General features: G+C 40.8%; 24 protein-coding genes and 1 tRNA gene. 5 read left to right on the forward strand and 20 right to left on the reverse strand.

Annotated features, from left to right (window positions below; translation table 11 throughout):
* Nucleotides 1-18: 18 nt before the first annotated feature.
* Nucleotides 19-894, reverse strand: coding sequence for an STAS domain-containing protein (locus NSQ34_RS11230; RefSeq protein WP_024422979.1), 876 nt, complete (start codon nt 892-894; stop codon nt 19-21).
* Between the two features lie 97 nt (nt 895-991).
* Between NSQ34_RS11230 and NSQ34_RS11235 the strand changes: the two genes are divergently transcribed.
* A tRNA-Gln gene (locus NSQ34_RS11235) sits at nt 992-1,062 on the forward strand.
* Between the two features lie 55 nt (nt 1,063-1,117).
* Here the strand turns inward: NSQ34_RS11235 and NSQ34_RS11240 are convergent.
* Nucleotides 1,118-1,498, reverse strand: coding sequence for a Spx/MgsR family RNA polymerase-binding regulatory protein (locus NSQ34_RS11240; protein WP_007501232.1), 381 nt, complete (start codon nt 1,496-1,498; stop codon nt 1,118-1,120).
* Nucleotides 1,499-1,710: 212 nt separating this feature from the next.
* Here NSQ34_RS11240 and NSQ34_RS11245 point away from each other — a divergent pair, with 212 nt between their 5' ends.
* Nucleotides 1,711-1,953, forward strand: a complete 243-nt coding sequence (locus NSQ34_RS11245; protein WP_003217440.1) for a DUF2626 domain-containing protein — start codon at nt 1,711-1,713, stop codon at nt 1,951-1,953.
* A gap of 44 nt (nt 1,954-1,997) precedes the next feature.
* On the opposite strand, the gene NSQ34_RS11250 is transcribed toward NSQ34_RS11245, so the two are convergent.
* Nucleotides 1,998-2,636, reverse strand: a complete 639-nt coding sequence (locus NSQ34_RS11250; protein WP_176966990.1) for an MBL fold metallo-hydrolase — start codon at nt 2,634-2,636, stop codon at nt 1,998-2,000.
* Nucleotides 2,637-2,793: 157 nt separating this feature from the next.
* On the opposite strand from NSQ34_RS11250, the gene NSQ34_RS11255 reads away from it, so the two are divergent.
* Complete coding sequence (locus tag NSQ34_RS11255) at nt 2,794-2,967, forward strand: DUF2759 domain-containing protein (protein WP_003217333.1); 174 nt, start codon at nt 2,794-2,796, stop codon at nt 2,965-2,967.
* Between the two features lie 23 nt (nt 2,968-2,990).
* Here the strand turns inward: NSQ34_RS11255 and NSQ34_RS11260 are convergent, their stop codons facing one another.
* The 11 genes from NSQ34_RS11260 to rpmG form a co-directional block, all read right to left on the reverse strand.
* Nucleotides 2,991-3,305 carry an MTH1187 family thiamine-binding protein gene (locus NSQ34_RS11260; protein WP_024427984.1) on the reverse strand — a complete coding sequence of 105 codons (315 nt, stop codon included), beginning with the start codon at nt 3,303-3,305 and terminating at the stop codon, nt 2,991-2,993.
* A gap of 76 nt (nt 3,306-3,381) precedes the next feature.
* Nucleotides 3,382-4,635 (reverse strand): MFS transporter, encoded by a 1,254-nt coding sequence (locus NSQ34_RS11265; protein ID WP_176966989.1) that lies wholly within the window; start codon nt 4,633-4,635, stop codon nt 3,382-3,384.
* Between the two features lie 156 nt (nt 4,636-4,791).
* Nucleotides 4,792-5,916: a M14 family zinc carboxypeptidase gene (locus NSQ34_RS11270; RefSeq protein WP_065214633.1), complete on the reverse strand. Its 1,125-nt coding sequence runs from the start codon at nt 5,914-5,916 to the stop codon at nt 4,792-4,794.
* Nucleotides 5,917-6,002: 86 nt separating this feature from the next.
* A complete protein-coding gene (locus NSQ34_RS11275) occupies nt 6,003-7,922 on the reverse strand; it encodes an LTA synthase family protein (RefSeq protein ID WP_176966988.1) in 1,920 nt (639 codons plus the stop codon).
* Nucleotides 7,923-8,137: 215 nt separating this feature from the next.
* On the reverse strand, nt 8,138-9,091 hold the full coding sequence (locus tag NSQ34_RS11280) for an ROK family glucokinase (protein WP_025092968.1): 954 nt from the start codon (nt 9,089-9,091) through the stop codon (nt 8,138-8,140).
* Between the two features lie 13 nt (nt 9,092-9,104).
* Entirely contained in the window at nt 9,105-9,308 is a 204-nt protein-coding gene (locus tag NSQ34_RS11285; protein ID WP_008342322.1) for a YqgQ family protein, read from the reverse strand.
* Nucleotides 9,309-9,378: 70 nt separating this feature from the next.
* Entirely contained in the window at nt 9,379-10,917 is a 1,539-nt protein-coding gene (locus NSQ34_RS11290) for a rhomboid family intramembrane serine protease (protein ID WP_268456478.1), read from the reverse strand.
* Between the two features lie 86 nt (nt 10,918-11,003).
* Nucleotides 11,004-11,177, reverse strand: coding sequence for a hypothetical protein (locus NSQ34_RS11295; RefSeq protein WP_254001364.1), 174 nt, complete (start codon nt 11,175-11,177; stop codon nt 11,004-11,006).
* Nucleotides 11,178-11,276: 99 nt separating this feature from the next.
* Nucleotides 11,277-11,711: a hypothetical protein gene (locus NSQ34_RS11300; protein ID WP_268456479.1), complete on the reverse strand. Its 435-nt coding sequence runs from the start codon at nt 11,709-11,711 to the stop codon at nt 11,277-11,279.
* A 131-nt stretch (nt 11,712-11,842) separates the two neighbouring features.
* Nucleotides 11,843-12,403, reverse strand: a complete 561-nt coding sequence (locus NSQ34_RS11305; protein ID WP_125586586.1) for a 5-formyltetrahydrofolate cyclo-ligase — start codon at nt 12,401-12,403, stop codon at nt 11,843-11,845.
* A gap of 48 nt (nt 12,404-12,451) precedes the next feature.
* On the reverse strand, nt 12,452-12,601 hold the full coding sequence (gene rpmG / locus NSQ34_RS11310; RefSeq protein ID WP_008360061.1) for a 50S ribosomal protein L33: 150 nt from the start codon (nt 12,599-12,601) through the stop codon (nt 12,452-12,454).
* A 413-nt stretch (nt 12,602-13,014) separates the two neighbouring features.
* Here rpmG and NSQ34_RS11315 point away from each other — a divergent pair, with 413 nt between their 5' ends.
* Both NSQ34_RS11315 and NSQ34_RS11320 read left to right on the forward strand, forming a co-directional pair.
* On the forward strand, nt 13,015-13,362 hold the full coding sequence (locus tag NSQ34_RS11315; RefSeq protein ID WP_024422989.1) for a hypothetical protein: 348 nt from the start codon (nt 13,015-13,017) through the stop codon (nt 13,360-13,362).
* On the forward strand, nt 13,359-13,859 hold the full coding sequence (locus NSQ34_RS11320) for an endolytic transglycosylase MltG (protein ID WP_024422990.1): 501 nt from the start codon (nt 13,359-13,361) through the stop codon (nt 13,857-13,859). The genes NSQ34_RS11315 and NSQ34_RS11320 overlap by 4 nt, the downstream gene beginning before the upstream one ends.
* A 41-nt stretch (nt 13,860-13,900) precedes the next feature.
* Here the strand turns inward: NSQ34_RS11320 and pstB (NSQ34_RS11325) are convergent, their stop codons facing one another.
* The 6 genes from pstB (NSQ34_RS11325) to NSQ34_RS11350 all read right to left on the reverse strand — a co-directional run bounded on the left by pstB (NSQ34_RS11325) (nt 13,901) and on the right by NSQ34_RS11350 (nt 20,692).
* The gene (pstB, locus tag NSQ34_RS11325; RefSeq protein ID WP_098677419.1) at nt 13,901-14,683 is read right to left on the reverse strand and encodes a phosphate ABC transporter ATP-binding protein PstB; all 783 of its coding nucleotides are present in this window, start codon (nt 14,681-14,683) and stop codon (nt 13,901-13,903) included.
* Between the two features lie 15 nt (nt 14,684-14,698).
* Nucleotides 14,699-15,502, reverse strand: coding sequence for a phosphate ABC transporter ATP-binding protein PstB (gene pstB / locus NSQ34_RS11330; protein ID WP_169510668.1), 804 nt, complete (start codon nt 15,500-15,502; stop codon nt 14,699-14,701).
* 32 nt (nt 15,503-15,534) lie between these two features.
* A complete protein-coding gene (gene pstA, locus NSQ34_RS11335; protein WP_025092964.1) occupies nt 15,535-16,419 on the reverse strand; it encodes a phosphate ABC transporter permease PstA in 885 nt (294 codons plus the stop codon).
* Nucleotides 16,419-17,345 (reverse strand): phosphate ABC transporter permease subunit PstC, encoded by a 927-nt coding sequence (pstC, locus tag NSQ34_RS11340; protein WP_024422994.1) that lies wholly within the window; start codon nt 17,343-17,345, stop codon nt 16,419-16,421. Before pstC ends, pstA begins: the two co-directional genes overlap by 1 nt.
* 79 nt (nt 17,346-17,424) lie before the next feature.
* Complete coding sequence (locus tag NSQ34_RS11345) at nt 17,425-18,342, reverse strand: phosphate ABC transporter substrate-binding protein (protein WP_024422995.1); 918 nt, start codon at nt 18,340-18,342, stop codon at nt 17,425-17,427.
* A 214-nt stretch (nt 18,343-18,556) separates the two neighbouring features.
* Nucleotides 18,557-20,692: a penicillin-binding protein 2 gene (locus NSQ34_RS11350; RefSeq protein ID WP_034280763.1), complete on the reverse strand. Its 2,136-nt coding sequence runs from the start codon at nt 20,690-20,692 to the stop codon at nt 18,557-18,559.
* Nucleotides 20,693-20,718: the final 26 nt, after the last annotated feature.

Consider the following 20,718-nt stretch of genomic DNA (forward strand, 5'->3'; position numbering starts at 1 on the left):
CAAGTACAGGTTTTTTGGTCATGATGTGGCTTCTTGCGGCTGCTCTTCAAAGATACGAAATCCTCTTTTTTCTAAAGCTTTTGCAAGGCTATGCTCAGTATTTACTTTTGAGAAATCAATGCCGAGTTTCACTACAGTTTGAGCAATCTCTGGGCGGATGCCTGAAATAATCGTCTCAATCCCTAGCAGCTTCGCACTATCGACCACTTTAAACAGCTGATAGGCCACCATCGTATCAACAACGGGAACACCAGAAATATCAATAAATAAATGCGTTAGACGCAGTCTTGAAGCCTGTTCTAGTACGGATTCCAGAATGATTTTGGCCCGGTACGTATCGATCTCTCCAATCAGCGGCAAAATCCCAATTTCCTTTGATACTGGAATAACTGGGGCACTTAGCTCTTGAATCATCTCTCTTTGTGCATTCAGCTGACTAAGTGTCACGCGGTCATATTCTTCTGATAAACGCTCAATCATGTCATCAAATGTGGCGTGAAAGTGCTGATTCCACTGACACACATCTTGCAGCGTCACTTCAAGCTCTGTTTCTTGGGTGAATGTCTCAATTCTCGAACAGAAAATGTGGCGGAAAATCTTAAACTGTCCAATGATTTCATATAACGGCACCTCGTGCACTGCTCGATCACGTGCAATATCAACAGACCACTTTTTCAAATGGTTTTCTACTTTGTCAGACAGTGTCACAAGCGTGGCTGCAATGGTTTGAATAAACGCTGTGTTCTGTTCCTTCAGCTTCTTTTCCGTTTCCTCTGAAGCATGTTTAGAATATAATGAGCCTTCTTCTGTTCTTGTTTTTAGCCATTCTTCGGTCATGACAGGGGCTTCTTTTAGGATAAATTCGTATAATTGCTTTGATTTTTCATTTTTCATTTATTTCTTTCGCTCCTTTTTCACTAAAACTCGTGACATACAACTTTTATGTATAAATGACCGCAGATGGTGAACAATAACATTACACGTTTGATATTGGGCTATAGCCAAGTGGTAAGGCAATGGACTTTGACTCCGTGATCGTTGGTTCGAACCCAGCTAGCCCAGTTCAGCACAAAAACGAAGACGGCTGAAGCTTGTTTCAGCTGATCTTCGTTTTTTATTAGGATACCGATTGATGAATCGCTTTCTTCTTTGATATTTTCATGAGTTCTCCGGGATTATAGCCGACCACTAATTTATTCCCATCAATGATGATTGGTCTCCGGAGCAGCTTTGGTTTTTCAATGAGAAGCTGTAAGACCTCGTTTACTTTTAAGTCATTAATATTTAAATTTAAGCTTTTAAAAGCCTGACTTCGTGTGGCTAAAATTTCATCCATTCCTTCTGTTGTTAAAGAAAGAATCTTTTTTAATTCATCTAGTGTTGGCGTTTCTCTGAAAAGGTGACGCTCTTTAAAATCAATTTGATTCGCCTTTAACCAATGTTTTGTTTTGCGGCAAGACGTGCAGCTCGGGTATGAATAAAAAGTAATGTCACTCATTAGTCTTCCTCCTTAGGTCGTTAACCTTTTCTCTTATGGAGTAAGTACCCTCATGTTTTTCGGCATAAACACTTTTTCATCATTTTTTCAAAAAAATTTTTTCTACATTCAAAATAAATTGTTCACATGATGTCAAAAATGTAAATGTTTACATAACAAGTGATGATCAGCTATAATATGAATCAAAGGGGTTTTTAAGGGGAGGGAAAGAAATGAATCGCATGTTCCGCGTTCTTGGCTTTTGGACGGGTATTTTTGCTGTCATGTTCTATTTAGGACATATGAAAGATGCATCGCTGCTATTCTTCGGTCAAACCGTTCTTTTTGTATTTTTATCCTACTTGAATTTATCCGAAAGAATGTATATTTACATTTTCGGAGCGTACTTGACGATTTTCTTTGCCGGATTTACATATTATTCGATTTTCATCATGGTTCCCGGTACCGGACATTAATTGAAAAAAGCATCTCTATAAAAGAGATGCTTTTTTTCATACGTTTAAAGAGAAAATCCATTAATAAACGGATTTTGCTCCTGCTCCGTCAGCACAGTGGTTTCTCCGCCATGTCCACTTAAAACAAGAGTTGATTCTGGCAATGACAATAATTTATGATGGATTGATTGTAGCAGCACTTCCTGACTGCCGCCTACTAAATCTGTTCTCCCGATGCCGCCTTCAAATAGCGTGTCACCAGAAATAACAAAGCCCTCTTCCGCCGAATAGTAAGACACACTGCCAGGTGAATGCCCTGGTGTATGGAACATTTCTAATGTAAACGACCCAATTTGAAGCGGTCCTTCTGACGTAATCAATTTTTCAGCTTCTTTGACCGTAATTCCATTCCCAATCAATCGAGCTGAACCGTTTAATTCAGCGTTCGTGAGCCATTCTTTTTCATTTTCATGTACATACAGCGGCACTCCCCACTCTTCGCGCACCTCATCTGCCGCGCCAATATGATCAAAATGAGCATGTGTCAATAAGACAGCAAGCGGTGTGAGCTGTTTTTCTTTTACATAGGAAATCAGCTTTTGCGCTTCACCGCCTGGATCAAAAATTAAGCATTCTCCCTGTTCATTTTTCCAAATATATGCGTTCGCTTGTACATAGCCTAGTGGCATTCTTCTCCAATTCATTTTCATCACCTACTTTATTCATTCTTTTTTATTATGAAGGCTATTCAATAAAAATTCAAACAATCGTCAACTGGAATCTACTCGACAAGCTTTATGAAAACGGTTAAAATGAAAAGAAAGGAAATCAAGGGGATTGATGACAAAGGGGGACTTTCATATGATGCTCGTCATTATTTTTGGTCTAGTCACGATTTTAGCTGCGCTTGGCATCTATCGCTCACTAAAAAAAGTGAACGTACTTGCCATCGCTTTTGCAGGCGCTACATTTTTGGTTTTTGGATGGTTCACTGTCATGACCATCATCTATAGCGGTTATCCAACTGCACATTAAAAGCCTGCTTATAGCAGGCTTTTTTATTGATTTAAATGCTTATTCACGCTTTCTAATTTGCTTGTAAGTGTTGTGGTTTGATCCCGTCTGTCATCGATGCGAATATTGGTCGCTACTCGGTGCAATCCCTTTTCAAAAGGGGCTTCATGAATGCGCTGAATGACCTCAAATAAAACGGATAATTCACCTTCAATTAACGTATTCATCGGTGTTAATTGATATTTGATTTTCCCTTCTTGTTGAAAGCCTTCTAAAATTCTTTGTACATCTGCTACATAAGCACTGACACTTGGTGTTTCAGTGCCTATCGGAATGATGGTGACGTCTGCTATAGCCATAATTTTTCCCCTTTCCATTAAATTCTCATGTTTTCTCGTCCTCATTGTAACCTATCCTCATTCAATCATGCCATGCTTACGTTGCGTTTACGGCAGGTTTGTCTCGTTCTATCGTCAAATCCGCTCTCTCTACCTTCCCGATCTTTGTAAACAGAAGCAGGCATATACCTGAAACAGCTTCAATGATGCCGCCGGCCGCAATGACATACCCAGATCCAAATATTGTTGCCATATAGCCGCCAAGGAGGGCGCCTAACGGAATCATTAAGTAGGAAATCATGTTGATGATCGCATACACTTGCGGCTGATCCTCTGCCTTTACTGACAATTGAATCATCGTATGTTCGGGTACGTTAACTGCACTAATTGCTGCTCCTAAAGCAAAAGCTGATATAAACACAAGAGGCAACAATGCGTTCATACCTGTGATGAAGAAGGCGATTCCATCAACGATCCCAGCGCCTATAAACAGCAATCCATACCGATTCACTTTTATCTTTGTCAAAACAAACCCCATCAAAAATGCGCCTAGTGCAGTTGTGACTTTGATGAATGAATAGACGACCGGTCCACTATGTAAGTCTTCTGTTAAATAAATAACAGACAATGCTTCCCATGGTGCCGAAGCAAAGTTTGAGCAGACACAAAAAATCGCTAATGGAAACAAAATATGGTGGCTTCTAACAAGTGAAAAACCTCGAATTAATCTTTTGCCGTAAGATAATCCTTTTTTGGCTTTATCGATGATGACGTCTGTTTGATATGAAATCAAGAACACCAATAAAGCGGACAAAAGGTAAAGAGGAATGATCACAAGCATTGTATAACCTACGCCTGCAAATGCAATCATGACACCACAAATCGTGACCGTCACAAGTCTTACTACATGACTTGCTGATTGGATGGTTGCATTCGCTTTTTGTATGAGGTCCTCATGGACAAGCTTTGGAATAATCGATACAGATGCCGGTTCATAGGAACCTCCTGTCGCCGAATGCAGCAGCATACAGCCAATGATGAGGACTAATGGTGTGAAACCATAAAAGTAACTAACCACAATTACAAGGATAATCGCTGCTCTTGTTAAATCAGCAAAGCACATCCAGAATTTCAATTGATGCGGCTTCATCATGGGCGTAATAAATGGCCCAACAATCGCTTGAGGGACAAAGCTGACCGCAATAAAAAAAGCTGTCCCTATGGCCCCTTTCCCTCCTAGTACTAAAAGCCACAAGATGGTGTTGAAAGATAAACTATCAGCCGTAATTTTGCACATTTTAGAAACAAATAAATAAGTAAAATTTCTTTTCCACAGGCTTTGCGCACTCAATAGTCGACATCTCCCTAAATCATATCCTTTTTTTTACATCCATATCTTTCACAATAGCTTACAAGGAGACCTTCGTCAATTGCTTCAACATTGTTTTTATTGACCATAAGCAATTGATTGTTTCTCAGAATATGAAAAAGCACCAGACAGGTGCTTTTAACACTTACACGCTTCCCACAAAAGCCGCTTTGTTTTTTCATAGATCGAATCAAATTGAACCATGGAAAGAGGATTTTTCCCTAGACCAAGCTCGACTGTATAGCCCTCATTATGAAATTGATAAATAAACCAATCGCGATAGCCTGCATAGCTGTCGAGATATTGGATCGGTTTGTAGCCGCTCACTTGTTCGAATCTTTTGACCGTTTCTTTTGAGATGGCTGGCTCATGGCCAAGAAAACCCCAATAGATCTCTTCTCCTTGTGTATGAAGGGCGATCAGCCGGTCAAATCGTTTTCGCAACGCAAGATTTGCCATCGCTTTCGCTTCTGGTTCTGTTAATGGCTCGCGCCCAGGATAATCCCGGTAGGACGGTGCTTTCGCCTGATGACGATAGTACTCGATCTCCCAATAAGCAGGGAACTGATTGTTTAAATCCACCCCTCGAATATTTGCTTTCCATTCCCGGTAATCGGAATATCCACCGTTTAGCAGAGTGAATTCTTCACGATGAAGACCTAGTGACTCCGGTCCATTACGTACCAAATCGACTCCATCTGGATTAACCATTGGCACGATGGATAAAGCGGTGGTCTGCAGGATATGAACCGCTTCATAATGTCTTGCCTGCACTGGGTCAGACGCTGCTAAGCAAAGCGATTTCAGCCATTTTAATAAAACAGACGTCGTGATCCATTCATTTGCATGAAATGAGGCATTGAGATGAATAGAATGTAAATGCTGAACAGGCTCTGTTCGGATCTCATAAATAGGTGTATCAAGCACTGAATGGCCAATGACGCTGATATGAAGAAAAGGAAATACAGCTTTCAAGCGGCTCAGCTCTTCTTCTAATTGAGCGCTATCATATTCAAATGTTCCATTGATCCAATCATCGGATTGCTGCAGTCTGTAAGGTGCAATAAATCTCTGCACATCACCTATCGAATCAAATACATGGACTCCTTCTGGAAGTCTATATCCTGGTAAAAGAAGCTCATCAGTGCTTGTTTGATTTGATAAATGAAAAGCCGCTTTTCCTATGCCAAGCTGCTTTGCCACAGCATCCCTCCCTGCTTCATCCAGCTGCCATTCAATTTTTCCAAACGACGTTGTCTTCATTTACATCCCTCCTCTCATACTATATGAGCCGGAAGGCAAAAAAAGAAAACCCCTGCTTCTAAAAATAGCAGAGGTTTTTTCATCTATTAGGACGCCTTTTTCAGCTCCGTTTCACCTTCTTTTTTGGATGGTGAATGGTCCGGGCTGTTTCGATCATAAAATCTAAGGAGATCCCCGTAGATGATTTGATCAGAGAACTGAAGCTCCTGCTTCGCCTTCTCTTCATAAGACTGACACACGTTTTTATCATCTACTGGCTCGCCTGTTTCTTTATTGTAGCAAACACCATCTGTAAAAATGCTGTCTTTCGTAATAAAGCTTCCATCACGGAGTACTGTAAAGTCATTCGTATCTTTCGATAAAAGGTCATGACCAAATTGAATTTGTTTACTTGTATCAATCCCTAGAAGATTGAGTACAGTTGGGCGGATATCGACCTGACCGCCTACCGTATCAATTTCTTTTGGATGTTGATCTGTCACCCCTGGAATGTGTACAACAAACGGGACTTTTTGAAGCTGTACTTCTTCAAATGGCGTAATCTCTTTATTTAAAAATTGTCCCATGGCTTCGTTATGGTTTTCAGAAATTCCGTAGTGATCCCCATACAAAACAAAAATGGAGTTATCGTATAACCCAGCTTCCTTCATCTTTTTAAAGAAAAGCTTAAGGGCTTCATCTTGATAACGCACTGTAGGGAAGTACTTGTTCAGCGTTTTGCTCTTTGAATCATATTCATCAATGAGCTTATCTTCTTCATCTAAATCAAAAGGGAAATGGTTCGTTAATGTAATCAATCTCGTATAGAAAGGCTGCGGGATCGATTTCATTAATTCAGCGGACTGCTCAAAGAACGGACCATCTTTCAGTCCCCAGCCAACTGAGTTTTCTTCATTCACATCAAATGATTTAATATCAAAAAACTTATCGTAGCCAAAGCTATCGTAGATAAGGTCACGGTTCCAGAAGCTTTTGTTATTCGCATGAATAACAGAAGAGTGGTAGCCCTCATCCTTTAACAGCTCAGGTGTCGCTGTAAACTCATTGCTTGGATTTGTGAAGAACACAGCCCCTCTTCCAAGTGGATAAAGAGAATTATCTACAATAAACTCTGAATCAGATGTTTTCCCTTGACCTGTTTGGTGATAGAAATTAGTAAAGTTATAGCTCTTCTTGATCAATTTGTTTAAAAACGGAGTAATTTCTTTCCCGTTTAATTTTTCATTGATCACGAAACTCTGTGTAGATTCAAGTGATACAAGAATGACATTTCGTCCTTTTGCTTGACCAAATGTCTTTTCATTACGGTCCGTTTGATTTGCGCTTACATAGTTTTCAATTTCAGTTAAGCTATTACTGTCAGCAAGAGCTCGTTGGGCGGACTGCTTCGATTGCAATACCCCGTCATAAATATGGAAGTTATATAAGCTGATATTTTTCACCAGCATCTCACGGTCAAATGAGCGAGTAAGGAGTTCTGGTCGTTCTGTTTCAGCTAAACCAAGGTTAAAGAAGAATGTAGCTGCCACAAATAAGTAATAGGCCGCTCGTTCTTTTCGTGAAATTGTGACATCTGTTCTAAAGGAAGGCTGTTTTTTATAGAGCCAAATTAAAATGATGATATCAACAAACATCAGTAAATCGACTGGTTCAATTAAAGAGGTAATACTTGACCCGAGGTCACCCATATTGTTTGTTTGAAATAGGACGGGGATGGTTAGAAAATCACTATAGAATCGATAAAACACAATGTTGGCTAACAAAACGAATGTTAGGATAAAGCTTGTCACGATGATATATCGATTGCGGTTTTTTTCTTTGAAAAATAAACCGATACCGAAGATAAACAAGAGAAAGCTAAGCGGATTAATAAACAGGATAAACTCCTGCATGAAATTTTCAATTTTAATATTGAAGCTAGATTTATAGATAACATAGGTTTTGACCCACATCAGCAATGTCGCAATCAGTAAAAATGAAATCGCCTTTAATCTATTCTTTCGCATTGTAACCTCCTTATGCTAAGCGCGCACCCAGGCTCTGGATATATACCCTAATTATTGGTGCTTCTAGAAAAATAACTAAAGTATATCTTATCCTGTATATGATGGAAAATCAATGTCTTTTTCCTCATGACAAACTTATGAATATGCTAAACATCCAATTTCATGCCTATCTATCGCTTTTTTTAATAAAAATGACATCATTATGACTTTTTTGTTCAAGACAGCCATTTGGTTTTTGCCATCCATGCCCCGCCGATAACACCCGCATCGTTTCCGAGGGATGCAATTACCACTTCAACATCGTCAGCGCAAGGCGGGAAAGCATGTTGTTTCACAATGCGCTCTACTTTACTGCGAAGAAGCTCACCTGCTTTTGAAACACCGCCGCCAATCACAATTTTTGTTGGGTTTAAAGCACTAGCAAGATTCGCTAGGACAAGTCCAAGATGTGTCGTCACTTCTTCTACGACACGCATTGCAAGATCATCTCCGTTTTCTGCCGCTTCAAATACATTCTTTGCCGATAGCGAAGCGAGCTTGCCAAGTGAAGATGTATGCTGCTCGGTTTCTAATTTATCCTTTGCAATCCGGACGATGCCAGTTGCAGATGCGATCGTTTCAATACAGCCTGTTCTTCCGCAGTTACACGGTGCACCTTGAAATGGAACAGCACAAATATGGCCAATTTCTCCGCCAGCTCCTGTTTCCCCTTGAACAACTTCACCGTTGACGATGATGCCGCCGCCAACCCCTGTTCCAAGTGTGACCATCAGGATATTTTTTGCGCCATCGCCTGCCCCCTTCCACATTTCACCGAGTGCAGCAATATTCGCATCATTTTCAATGACAGATGGAAGTCCCGTCTCTGCCTCTAGGTGATCTTTCAAGGGGTAGTTTGTCCAGCCCAGATTTGTTGTTTTATAGACGATGCCAGATACTTTATCTACAGGTCCAGGTGCACCCATTCCGATCCCAATAAGTGCTGATTTCGGCATACTGATCTCAACCAGTTTATGGTCAATTGATTTGGCAATATCGACTGTGATCGTCTGCCCGGATTTATCCGTAGGAATCTCCCACTTATGCTGAATTTCACCATATAGATTAATGAACGCAAGCTTAATTGTCGTACCGCCAAGATCAATACCTACAAACCAATCCCCTGTCATATGCCCTCCACCTTCACATTGTTTTTCGATTTAATTTGGCTAGCTCCATTTGAAGAATCGTCATTGCGTTTGACCATTCGGTCCGGTCAATGATGCCTGATGTATACATTTCCTTCAATTCGTCTGCCATAAATTCTAATTCTACTTCACGATCTCCGAAATACACATAATTTCCAAATCTCATGAGCAGCTGCTGTACATCATATAACGTTTTCATTGTTTCCACCATTTCTTCTCATCAACAGTTAGGATAAGCGTATTCATAAATGCGCTTTCAGTCAAGTCATTCAACGTGTTTGACTATTTTGGATATATTGTTTCAGCTTTAAAAATTGATCATTTTGAGGATCTTGTTTTAACGCTTTCGCTAATAGATCCTCTGCTTTCGCTGTCTCTCCTTTTTCTACGTATAAAAGCGATAAATGATACAGTTTATTTGGATCATCTGGATCTTTTTCAAGCGACTTTTGTAAAAATTGAATAGCCTTATCAAGTCGGCCCTGCTGCGCTTCCGATAGTGCATAGATATGAAGTGCCTCAGCTGATGCATCTTTATCGTGCACATATTCCTCTAGTCGTTCACTTGCTTCGCTGTACTTTTTCTCATCAAATAAACTCGCTGCCTCACTTGCTGCCGCTGCTTCCTTTTGATTGTCAGAATGAAACCCTGTATACAATCCAAAACCGCCAATAAAGAGCAAAGCAGCACTCGCAAGAAGCATTTTGACAGGCTGCACCTGTTTAGGCAGACGGACTGCTAATGCGGTGAAAAAACCGCCAACCAGGCCGCCAAGATGCCCTGCATTATCAATACCTGATACAGTGAAGCCTATTCCTAGGTTGATGAGGATAATGACAATAATATTTGTCCCCATCGTCCGAAAGAAAAGCTTTCGGTTTGAGATGGCTAAATATAACAGTGCGCCTAAGCAGCCAAAGATCGCGCCAGATGCGCCTGCTGCAATTGCCGTATTAAACACAAAGCTCGCTATAGAGCCAAAAATGCCGGAAATCAAATAGATGAGCAAAAATCTTCCCGACCCATAAATTCTCTCAACAGCCGCTCCAACGGACCAAAGAGCAAAAGTATTAAAGAGTAAGTGCGTCAAGCCAATATGTAAAAACATTGGTGTCATCAGGCGCCACCATTCACCCTCTAAAATCAGCACATTATTTTTAGCACCAAATGCTGTTAAAGTTGCGGTATTGGTACTTCCGCCTGACAGCTCAAGTAAAAGAAACATCACCACTTGGACAGCAATCAGCAAGTAGGTAAAAATGGGTCTCCCATTTTGAAACACGGCCCGTTCTCGTTCTCGCTGCTTTTCCTGATCATCAAATGCCTGAAGCACGTTCCTTTTCAGCTGCATTGCATCCTCAGCTGTGTCTTTCTTCGCTTCTTCTACATCAACTGCAAGCGATGTATTCAGCCATTTTTGCAGTTCGTTTACATCGTTTTGAAGCGTGTCTGCATTGAGTAATACAGGAGTAACTGTCACCTTATTCTCTTTTTGCGGCTGACCGTTTAGGTCTTCCCAATCATCTACTGGAACATCAGTTGTAAATTGCAGCTGCAGGAGATGAAGAGATCGTTTACGCATAGCTTCTCTCAGCTGATTGATCCGATATGTTTGCTCCTTGATATCTCGAACGATCTCTTGCCTGAAATTCACATCTTTTCTATATAGACGGATAAGATCATAACCTGAGTTTCGTGGTGCTTCAAAAAAAATTTCATTTTCTGGGTACGGACTTTGAATCATCTCGTATCCTTTTTGTCTTAGTTCATCAACAACTCGCCAAAATAAACTATCTATGACATTCATACATTCGCGCTCCATTTTTTACATTATTATAGCAAGAATCGTTCTTATCCGCATTTCTAAACAAAAAAATCCCGGCTTTTGCGGGATTAGAATGCTTGGCGAATAAATTTCGTCCGAAAATGTGGGATTTTCATCAGCCATTTAATCAAAAAGTGCCGGACTTGATTTTGCCCTAAAACCAAATTCATGAGCCGATAACGATTTTGCACGAGAACGAATGCAAACAGTGTGAACACAATGCTCCAAATCATTTTATTCATCATATTCCCTCCTATGTTCGTATCGTGGCTTAAATAGGATTTGTTTATGCATGAACCATCGTTTTTATCGCTTAAAAGGTTCCTTTCATAAGCAGGCCTTTACAATCTAATCCCTTGTTCTTTTGATTGAATATAATAGACCTCTCCGCACTCTGATTGATCATAAGAAACGTCAAATTGAGGCAGCCTACAATCCCGCTCTAACTCCTCCACCTTGTGCGGGAAGTAACTGCCGTATGGATTTGGTGTATGAACATATACAGCGTCTAAACCAAGGTCATGTTCGTGAATACAAATCCAAGTTTGGTATGGCTTTTCAAAGCTTTCAAGCTGTTTTAGCCGCCTATGATATAAAACGATATGAGCTTTGATATGCTCTCTTCTTATTTTTAAGCTATTTTCCCCGACTCCAAAAAAATCAAGGTGCGTATGCCAAAAATCAAACCATGAATCACGATCAAGTTTTAAGTCACAAGTATTCACTTCCTCCCACATATTACGGAAGTATCTTTTCTTTCCACGAAATTTTTTCAAAACATATCCCTCGTCAGCTAAAATGCCTTTTAATGAAGAATGTTGATCGCTATCGTGTATGTGACTTTTGATCATAAGCGAGCACCTTCGCTCAACACAAAAAGCCCGTTCATCTGTATAAGCAGCGGACTTTATTTTGGAAATATGGTACCTTTCTCACTGACCATGATTGAGACCGGGATGTCGTGCGTTTCAGCCGGAATATGCTCGGTTTGCTGTACTGTCAAACAAAGGGCAAGCGTTTCGCCGTGATAGTCAGCTAAGTAGCGGTCATAATAGCCGCCCCCATATCCGATACGGTAGCCTTTTCGATCGAAGCACACACCAGGCACAATGATCAAATCGATAGATTCTTTAGATGCAGCGGCCGACGTCAGAGGATCTGGCTCCAATAGCCCAAAGTAGCGGGAGATCATTTTCGTTTCTGGTGTATATTCATAAAACGTCATCTCTTTTGTTTCTGGAAAACAGGTGGGTACACATACTGTTTTCCCCTCCCGCCATGCTTTTTCAATGAGAGGCATTGTCGGTACCTCTTTTCCTCTAGACATGGTAAGTGCAACCGTATTCGCTTGTTTCCATGCTGGCAGTTGAAACAAGCGCTCATGAAGTAAAGCGGTGCTTCGCTTGAATTCTTCGGCACTCATCTGGTCCAGCTTAGCTAATGTTTGAAGGCGAAGTTCCTTTTTCACAAAGATCATCTCCCATCATAAAAAAACAGCAGGAAAATTCCCTGCTGCTTACTTTGTTTCACGATGTAAAGTTTGTTTTTTATCACGTGAGCAATACTTTTTGAATTCAACGCGATCTGGATTGTTTCGCTTATTCTTTTTAGTAATATAGTTACGCTCACCGCATTCAGTGCAAGCTAGAGTAATATTTACGCGCATGTTTTTCCCTCCAAACTAAAATCAATTCACATTCAGACCTAACTATAATACCACTTCTAGCTTAGGAATGCTAGAATGTTTTTTCACCAATTTGATTTTCAGTGCAATCCATCCGCGTTCTGATCCATATCGTACGGTCATTTCATGAAAAATAGCCTGCTCCCCTATAAAACCTCAATCTTTGTCGTACTGTATACATGAGAAACCCTCTTTTATTTTGACAGCGAGCAAGATTTTCATACTCGTTTTTCATATAAAAAGAAAAAAGATGAAAAAAAGGTGATTTTTTCAGCAATTCCTTTTGAAACTAGCTTTTTTATGGTATAAAAAAGAAGGGTCGAAAACTGTCTGAAACAATCATGAAAGCCTTTTATGGCTTTCAGCATTAAAATATGAATAAAAGGTGATGAAACATGGAAATTGCAATTATCGGATTGCTTGTTGTCAGTATCGTACTGATCGCATTCTCATATTTTCAAAGAGAGCCGATTAAAGAAGTCGAGCAGGAACTTGAAACACTTCAACTATCTGCAATGCAAGAAATCTATAAACTGAAAAAGAAAATGAAGGTTCTTGAAGAAGAATTGCTTGAAACAAACATTGTCGTCCGCAAACATTCAGAAATTGATCCATCTATCGCAAGACAAATCATTTCAAAGCATCAAAATGGCATGTCTCCTGAGGCCATTGCGCGCGCTGAGCATGTATCTGTAGATGAGGTCAACATGATCATTAAAGACAATGAGAAGGTGCTTGTATGACGAAAAAAAGCATCCAAACGTTTGCGGCAGGTATGATTCTTGCAACTGGTGTTCTGGCGATCGTTTTTTTCCTCACTGGAAAAGATGAAGCGGCGGCTGATACAACCACAAAAGAAACGCTCGCAGCGAAAGTAACAGACACCGATGTGAAAAACTATTTAGACTCTAAAAAAGAAGTCTCTGTCAGCCGTGAAACATATCAGCAGCTTCTTGATTATAAAGAAAAAGCACTGAAAGCAAATGAAGACGGCGATTCTAAAAATGATAAAGAAACATCGGACAAACCTAAAGGCAAATCGGTCAAATTTGTTATTAAAAACGGGATGAGCACAAGTGATGTTTCAGACATGCTTGAAAAGGACGGAATCATCAACTCGTCTAAAGATTTCAATGATTACGTGATTGACGCCGGCTACCATAAAGAAATTCGTGCAGGCAAGTTCAATTTAAAAACAGGGATGACGTTCAAACAAATCGTCAAAGCCTTAACAAAATAACAACAATACCCCCTGGCGGCGCTGACCTCCAGGGGGTTTTATTATCCAAATCGACCAGATATATAATCATTTGTTCTTTGATCATTTGGCTCTGAGAACATCACATTCGTATCATTGACCTCAACAAGCTCTCCCATTAAAAAGAAGGCTGTTCTATCTGATACCCTCGCCGCTTGCTGCATGTTATGCGTCACAATGGCAATCGTGTATTTCTCTTTTAATTTCATAATCAATTCTTCAATCTTTAATGTTGAGACAGGATCAAGCGCTGATGTTGGTTCATCCATTAGTAAAATGTTTGGGCTTGTAGCAATAGCTCTTGCGATACAAAGACGCTGCTGCTGACCGCCGGAAAGACCTAAAGCTGGTGCATTTAATCGATCTTTCACTTCATCCCAAAGGGCAACATCACGAAGCGCTTTTTCAGCGATTTCTTTCAATTGCTGCTTGCTCTTCACGCCATGAATTCTTGGTCCGTAGACGACATTATCAAAGATAGACTGAGGGAATGGGTTTCCTTTTTGAAAGACCATCCCGACGTTTTTACGCAGTTCCACTAGATCAACGCGGCCTTTTAAAATATTGTCGCCGTTATACATCATATCTCCGGTGATTTTCACACCTGGCACTGTTTTGACCATAAGATTTAAGGTCTTGATAAACGTTGACTTTCCGCAGCCTGACGGACCGATAATTGCTGTGACTTCATGCTCTTTAATGTCTAAATCAATATGCTTCAGTGCGTGATGTTGTCCGTACCAAAGGTTCATATCATTCACACGAAACACTTCTTTTTTTGCTGTTTCAGTTGCTACTGCATTCATCAAAATCCACCCGCCTTATCCAAATCGACCATTGATATAGTCTTCTGTTTTTTGCTGCGCAGGACGTGTAAAGATACGTTCAGTGGCATCATATTCTACTAGATCACCGTTCAGGAAAAAGGCCGTATGATCAGATACACGTAACGCTTGCTGCATGTTGTGTGTCACAATGACGATCGAATAATCATTTTTCAAATCTGATAATAGCTCTTCAATTTTTGCATTTGAGATTGGGTCTAGGGCAGAAGCGGGTTCATCTAACAAAAGAACGCTGGGCTTCATCGCAAGTGTACGCGCAATACAAAGGCGCTGCTGCTGACCGCCGGATAATGACAAAGCCGAGCGGTGCAGACGATCTTTGACTTCATCCCACAGCGCTGCTTTTGTTAAGCTTTCCTCTACTGCATCATCAAGTACTGATTTTCTTTTTTCACCCGCATACTTTAACGCATGGGTAATGTTATTGTAGATCGATTTAGGAAATGGGTTTGGTTTTTGGAAAACCATGCCGATTTCTCTTCTTAAATTCACCACATTAATGCGGTCATCCAAAATATTGAGTCCTTCGTACATGATCGCACCTTCACTTCTCGCACCTGGGATCAAGTCGTTCATGCGGTTAATGCTGCGTAAAAAGGTTGATTTCCCGCAGCCCGATGGGCCGATTAATGCGGTAATTGCGTTCTTCTCAATTTCAAATGAAATGTGATTGACCGCTCTTTTTTCACCATAATAAATGCTTAAATCCTGCACCTGTAAAATCTGTTCCGCTTGAAGTGGAGCCTTTTTTGCTGCAATCTCTTTTTTTTCTGCTAGCATTTGAACCATATCCCCTTCACACCTCTCTCACATTATTTTGACGTAAGCTTTTTATGAATAAATGAACCAAGCCATCTAGCTGCTAAGTTAAATACTAAAACTGAAAGCACAAGTACGGCTGATGCACCATTTGCAATGGCCTCTGCATCTGGAATGATTCCTTGTGTATTGACGTTCCATATATGAACGGCTAATGTTTCTGCCGGTCTAAAAATATTCAGCGGTGACGTATCAGAAAATGGACTCCAGTTTGTAAAATCAAGACGCGGTGTGGTGAGACCTGCTGTGAAAAGAAGCGCTGCTGCCTCCCCAAAGACTCTTCCTGATGCTAAAATCGCACCGGTAATAATAGAAGGAATCGCACCTGGAATCAGGACTGTCTTCACTGTATGCCATTTCGTCACACCGAGCGCAAGTGATGCTTCCTTTTGATCCTTCGGTACAGAGCGAAGCGCGTCTTCTGTCACCCTGACCATCACTGGCAAGTTAAACACCGTGAGCGCAAGAGCTCCTCCGATGATCGTATAGCCCCAGCCTGTTAAATTGACAAACATGAGTAAACCAAACATACCAATGACAATAGAAGGAAGTGAAGACAACACTTCAATACATGTGCGAATAAAATCAGTGACTTTGTTTTGAGGCGCATATTCAGCCATGTACACTCCACCGCCGACACCAAGTGGTACTGTGATCAGCATTGTTATAAACAAAATGTAAAACGAGTTAAACAGCTGATCCCTAATACCGCCGCCAGAGCCAATTGCACTTGAGCGGGTTGTCAAAAAGTCAAAATTTAATTCTTTTGCACCGTTGAAGATGATATAAGAAAACAAACCAACTAGGATCGCCGTAATAATGGCGGCACATAATCCAAAAACAAACGTGGCAAAACGATCGGTCATTTTGCTATTCATTAAATCTTCCTCCTAGACGACAAGTATCTGATAATGAGTATGAACATAAACGATACAACTAGAAGGACAAGACCCATTGACCAAAGTGTATTGTTTTCAACACTTCCATACGTTGTGTGACCCATGTTTAACGTAATAATGGTTGTTAATGTACCAGCTGTATCCATAATGCTCTCTGGTAAATTACGCGTGTTTCCAATGACCATCTGTACAGCAAGGGCTTCACCAAATGCTCTTGCCATTCCAAGAACGACTGCTGTCATTAATGTTGGAAGAGCTGCCGGTACAAGCACACGTCTAATCGTTTGCCATCTTGTAGCGCCAAGTGCATAGGATCCCTCACGTAAGCTTTTTGGAAGTGAAGCCATTGCATCAGTTGCAATAGATGTAACGGTTGGCAGAATCATAATAGACAGGACAATCGTTCCTGCTAACACGCTATGCCCTGAGCCGCTTGACTTGAAATGTCCGATAAACGGCACCAATACTGTAAGACCTATGAATCCGTAAACAACGGATGGAATCCCTACAAGCAATTCAATGACTGGCTGGAGAATTTTCCGGCCCCATGCAGGTGCAATTTCTGTCATAAAGATCGCTCCTGCGATGCCTAGCGGCGCTGCAATAAGTGCCGATAGAAGCGTGACGGCGATCGATCCAAATATAAAAGGAAATGCGCCGTACTCCGGGTTTTCTGCTGTTGGGTTCCAATTGATACTGGTTAAGAACTCAATTGGGCTTACACCATTTACGATGAAAGATTGTAAACCCTTAATGCCAAGGAATATTGTGATGGCGATGGATACTGCAATCATTAAGAATGCGCAGAATTTCACCAAAATACTTCCTCTTACTTCATCCATTTGCCTATTTTTCTTCGAGCTGATCAGCCGATCGCTCGCTTCTGTATGTTCTATCTGCTTCATCTTTTTCTACACTCCTATGAATGTCATAAAAGGAAAAGTGAAATGCTCCACTTTTCCTTCATCAGCAATTCAAGACCTCTTACTTATCCGATTGTTTGCCTGTTGCGTCTCTTTCTACTTTCATATTAGAGACTGAGATGTAGCCTTGGTCTTTGACGATTTCTTTTTGTACTTCGTCACTCATAAGGTAATCTAAGAATTGTTTTGCTAGACCTTCCGGCTCACCTTTTGTATAAGAGTGCTCGTATGCCCAAATTGTATATTTACCGCTTTCTACATTGCTTTCTTCTGGTTTCACACCATCAATGCTAAGCGGTGTAATTTTGTCATCTGTTAAATAAGAGAATGCTAGGTATCCAATCGCACCTGGTGTTTCTGCAATCAGCTTTTTCACTGTGTTTGAAGAATCTTCTGTGATTCCTTCTGCAGGTGTTGCACCATCAAGTGCATATTTCACAAATGTTGCACGTGTTCCTGAAGAATCAGGTCTGTTAACAAGCGTGATTTTTTGGTCTTTCCCGCCAAGCTCTTTCCAGTTTTTGATTTTACCAGTGAAGATTTTTTTCAATTCGTCCTTTGTGATGTCTTTGACACCCACTTCAGGGTTTACAGCTGCGGCCATTCCAACAACTGCTACTTTGTGGTCTTTTAAAGCTTTTGCGTCGACTCCGTCTTTCTCTTCAGCGAATACATCTGAGTTACCAATCTGTACAGATCCTTCTGAAACTTGAGAAAGTCCTGTTCCTGAACCGCCGGCTTGTACTTGAATATCGGCTTTTGGATGTTTATCCATGAATTTTTCTGCTGCCGCAAGAACTAAAGGCTGCATCGCAGATGATCCTGAGATGGTAATGGAACCTGATGCCTCATCTTTGTTTGAAGCATTTCCTTTACTGTCTTTTGAATCTCCGCTTGAGCTGCTGTTTCCGCATGCTGTGACGAATGCTAACAATGCGATAGTAAGGAAAGTAAGCAGCCATAATTTGTTCTTTTTCATTTCAAGAATACCCCCTGAATAATTTGTCCTACGAGTAATACATTAAAGGTTCTTTATTAATTTCGTTTAAATGGAATGTTAAGGTTTTGTAAATGTCGAAGTTTTGTAGAGAAATTGCGGCGTTTTTTATGAATTTTGTCAATTTATATCGGAATTTTTGAAGAAAACGTAAAAAAACGCCCACAAAAAGTGAGCGTTTTTACCTATGAAAGGTCTAGTTATTTGTTTCTGCTTCATTTTCAATTTTGTTTTTGTTTTTCGCCTGTGTATCATTGCTTTCCTGTTTTGATTTCAGTTCAAAGTACTTATCTAATACTTGTTCACCAATATCATTTGTAATTGGATAGCGCTGGTTGTAGTCTTGATACACCCATGGCACGACAACGGAAATAGCCACTTCTGGATTATCAGCAGGCGCATACGCAACAAGAGTTGTGTTATACGTCGGTGTACCGCGCTTGCTTTTAATTGGACCGTCATAGAATGATTGAGCGGTTCCTGTTTTGCCAGCTGGATTATACTTTTTGTTGCCAAAGTTTGAATAGGCTGTCCCTCTTGGGTTCTGCATCACAAGCTTGAAGCCTTGCTGGACACGCTTAATTTCATCACTTGTCATGTCTAGCTTATTCAATACATCCGGTTTGACGGATTCCGTCACAGCTCCAATACCGCGCTGCGGGTCTGGCTCTCTCACTTCTTTGACAAGCTGCGGACGTAAACGATACCCGCCGTTTGCAATGGTTGAAACGTATTGCGCCATTTGCAGCGGTGTAAACGTATCATACTGTCCAATCGCATAGTCAAGTAAGAGCCCCGATTGTGTAGACGTTCCTCTGTAGCCTGTTGCTTCGTTTGGCAGGTCAATACCTGTTTTGACGCCAAGACCAAATTTACTGAAATTGTAGCGGAACGTATCAAATGCTTTCGGATCAATTGGGAGCGCCTGATTCTTACGATATTCGCTTTTCCCAATGGCGATTGCGGTTTTGAACATATATACGTTTGATGAACGCTCTAGTGCAGTTAAATCATTAATGAGTCCCATATTTTGATAGGATTTCTTTGGCGGCGACTGGGCGATATAGAGAGGTTCATCGTATTGGGTACTTCCAATATGAATAGCGCCTGTTTTATATCCAGTCAGTACAGTTGCCCCTTTTACGGCTGATCCCATCGCATATGAGGATGTCATCGTTCCTAATGAGTAGTCATCGAATTTGTATTTTCCGTTTTTGTTAGAAATCTGCTTACCCGCAACAGAGAGAACCTCTCCATTTCTCGGGTCCATCATGACAACAAATGCGCGATCAAGAAGCTCAGTTCCCCCTCTTTGTTTCGCACTTCTCAAGTTCTTTTCAATAATTTTTTCAACTGCTTTTTGCAGCTGAATATCAATTGTAAGCACAAGGTCTTTCCCGCTCTTACCTTCTGTTAACACTTTAGAGCTTGTGACATTGCCCTGTTTATCAGTTGTACTCTGTTCTTTTTCCTTTTGGCCCTGCAGGACATCTTCATATTGATATTCGAGATAGCTTTTTCCTACACGGTCATTTCGGCTGTAGCCGAGTGATAGATAATGCTCAAGAAGTGACTGCGGAAGACCTTCATCACTCGAAGACACACTGCCGAGCATACTGCGGAGCAGTCCTTTATACGGGTAGCTGCGTGACCAGTCTGTCGTCACATCAACACCTGGCAGCTCGTCCAAATGCTCAGAGACGTAAGCAATTTCGCTTGGCTTTACATCTTCATTTTTAATAAATTGAGGCGTAAGTGCATAGCCTCCATCCATCTGCCTTTTAATGGCAAGCACTTGTAAATCTTTTTTCGTCAGTTGATTTAATTCCTTGTCTGTGATGCGTTTTAGCTGAAGCTCATATAGTTTATCATCAGAGACCTTATCGTCACCCTTTAATTCTGATTCTTTTTGAACAAGCTTTTTCGCTTCATTCGGATGCGTTAAGATCCAGAAATCTTTTTTGTCACGATCTGTGATTTTTTTCGTACTCACATGAATCATATCCGCTAATTTTGATGCCACTTTGAGCCGCTCTTCTTGTGAAGTCGTCGAGGTTCTCGTATATGTAATGGCATTCAGCGCTTTATTGCTGACAATCGTATTGTAGTTTCGATCATAAATTTTTCCGCGCGGAGCAGATGAGCTGACATTCACATCCTCTTGTTTTTCTGCCTGCTTTTTATAATCTTCTCCATTGACAATTTGCACAAACCCGAGTCTAACAACAACGCCGGTAAAAATAATAAAGGCAGCTAAAAATAATAAATTCAGCCGGATCGGAAGTGTTTTGCGCCCTTCCTTCGCGTCTTTTTTGTTTTTCTTGTTTCTCATCACATCACCTTTTCTATCAAGAAAGA

This window comes from Bacillus sp. FSL P2-0069 (assembly GCF_038593315.1).
Taxonomy (GTDB): Bacteria; Bacillota; Bacilli; order Bacillales; family Bacillaceae; genus Bacillus; species Bacillus safensis.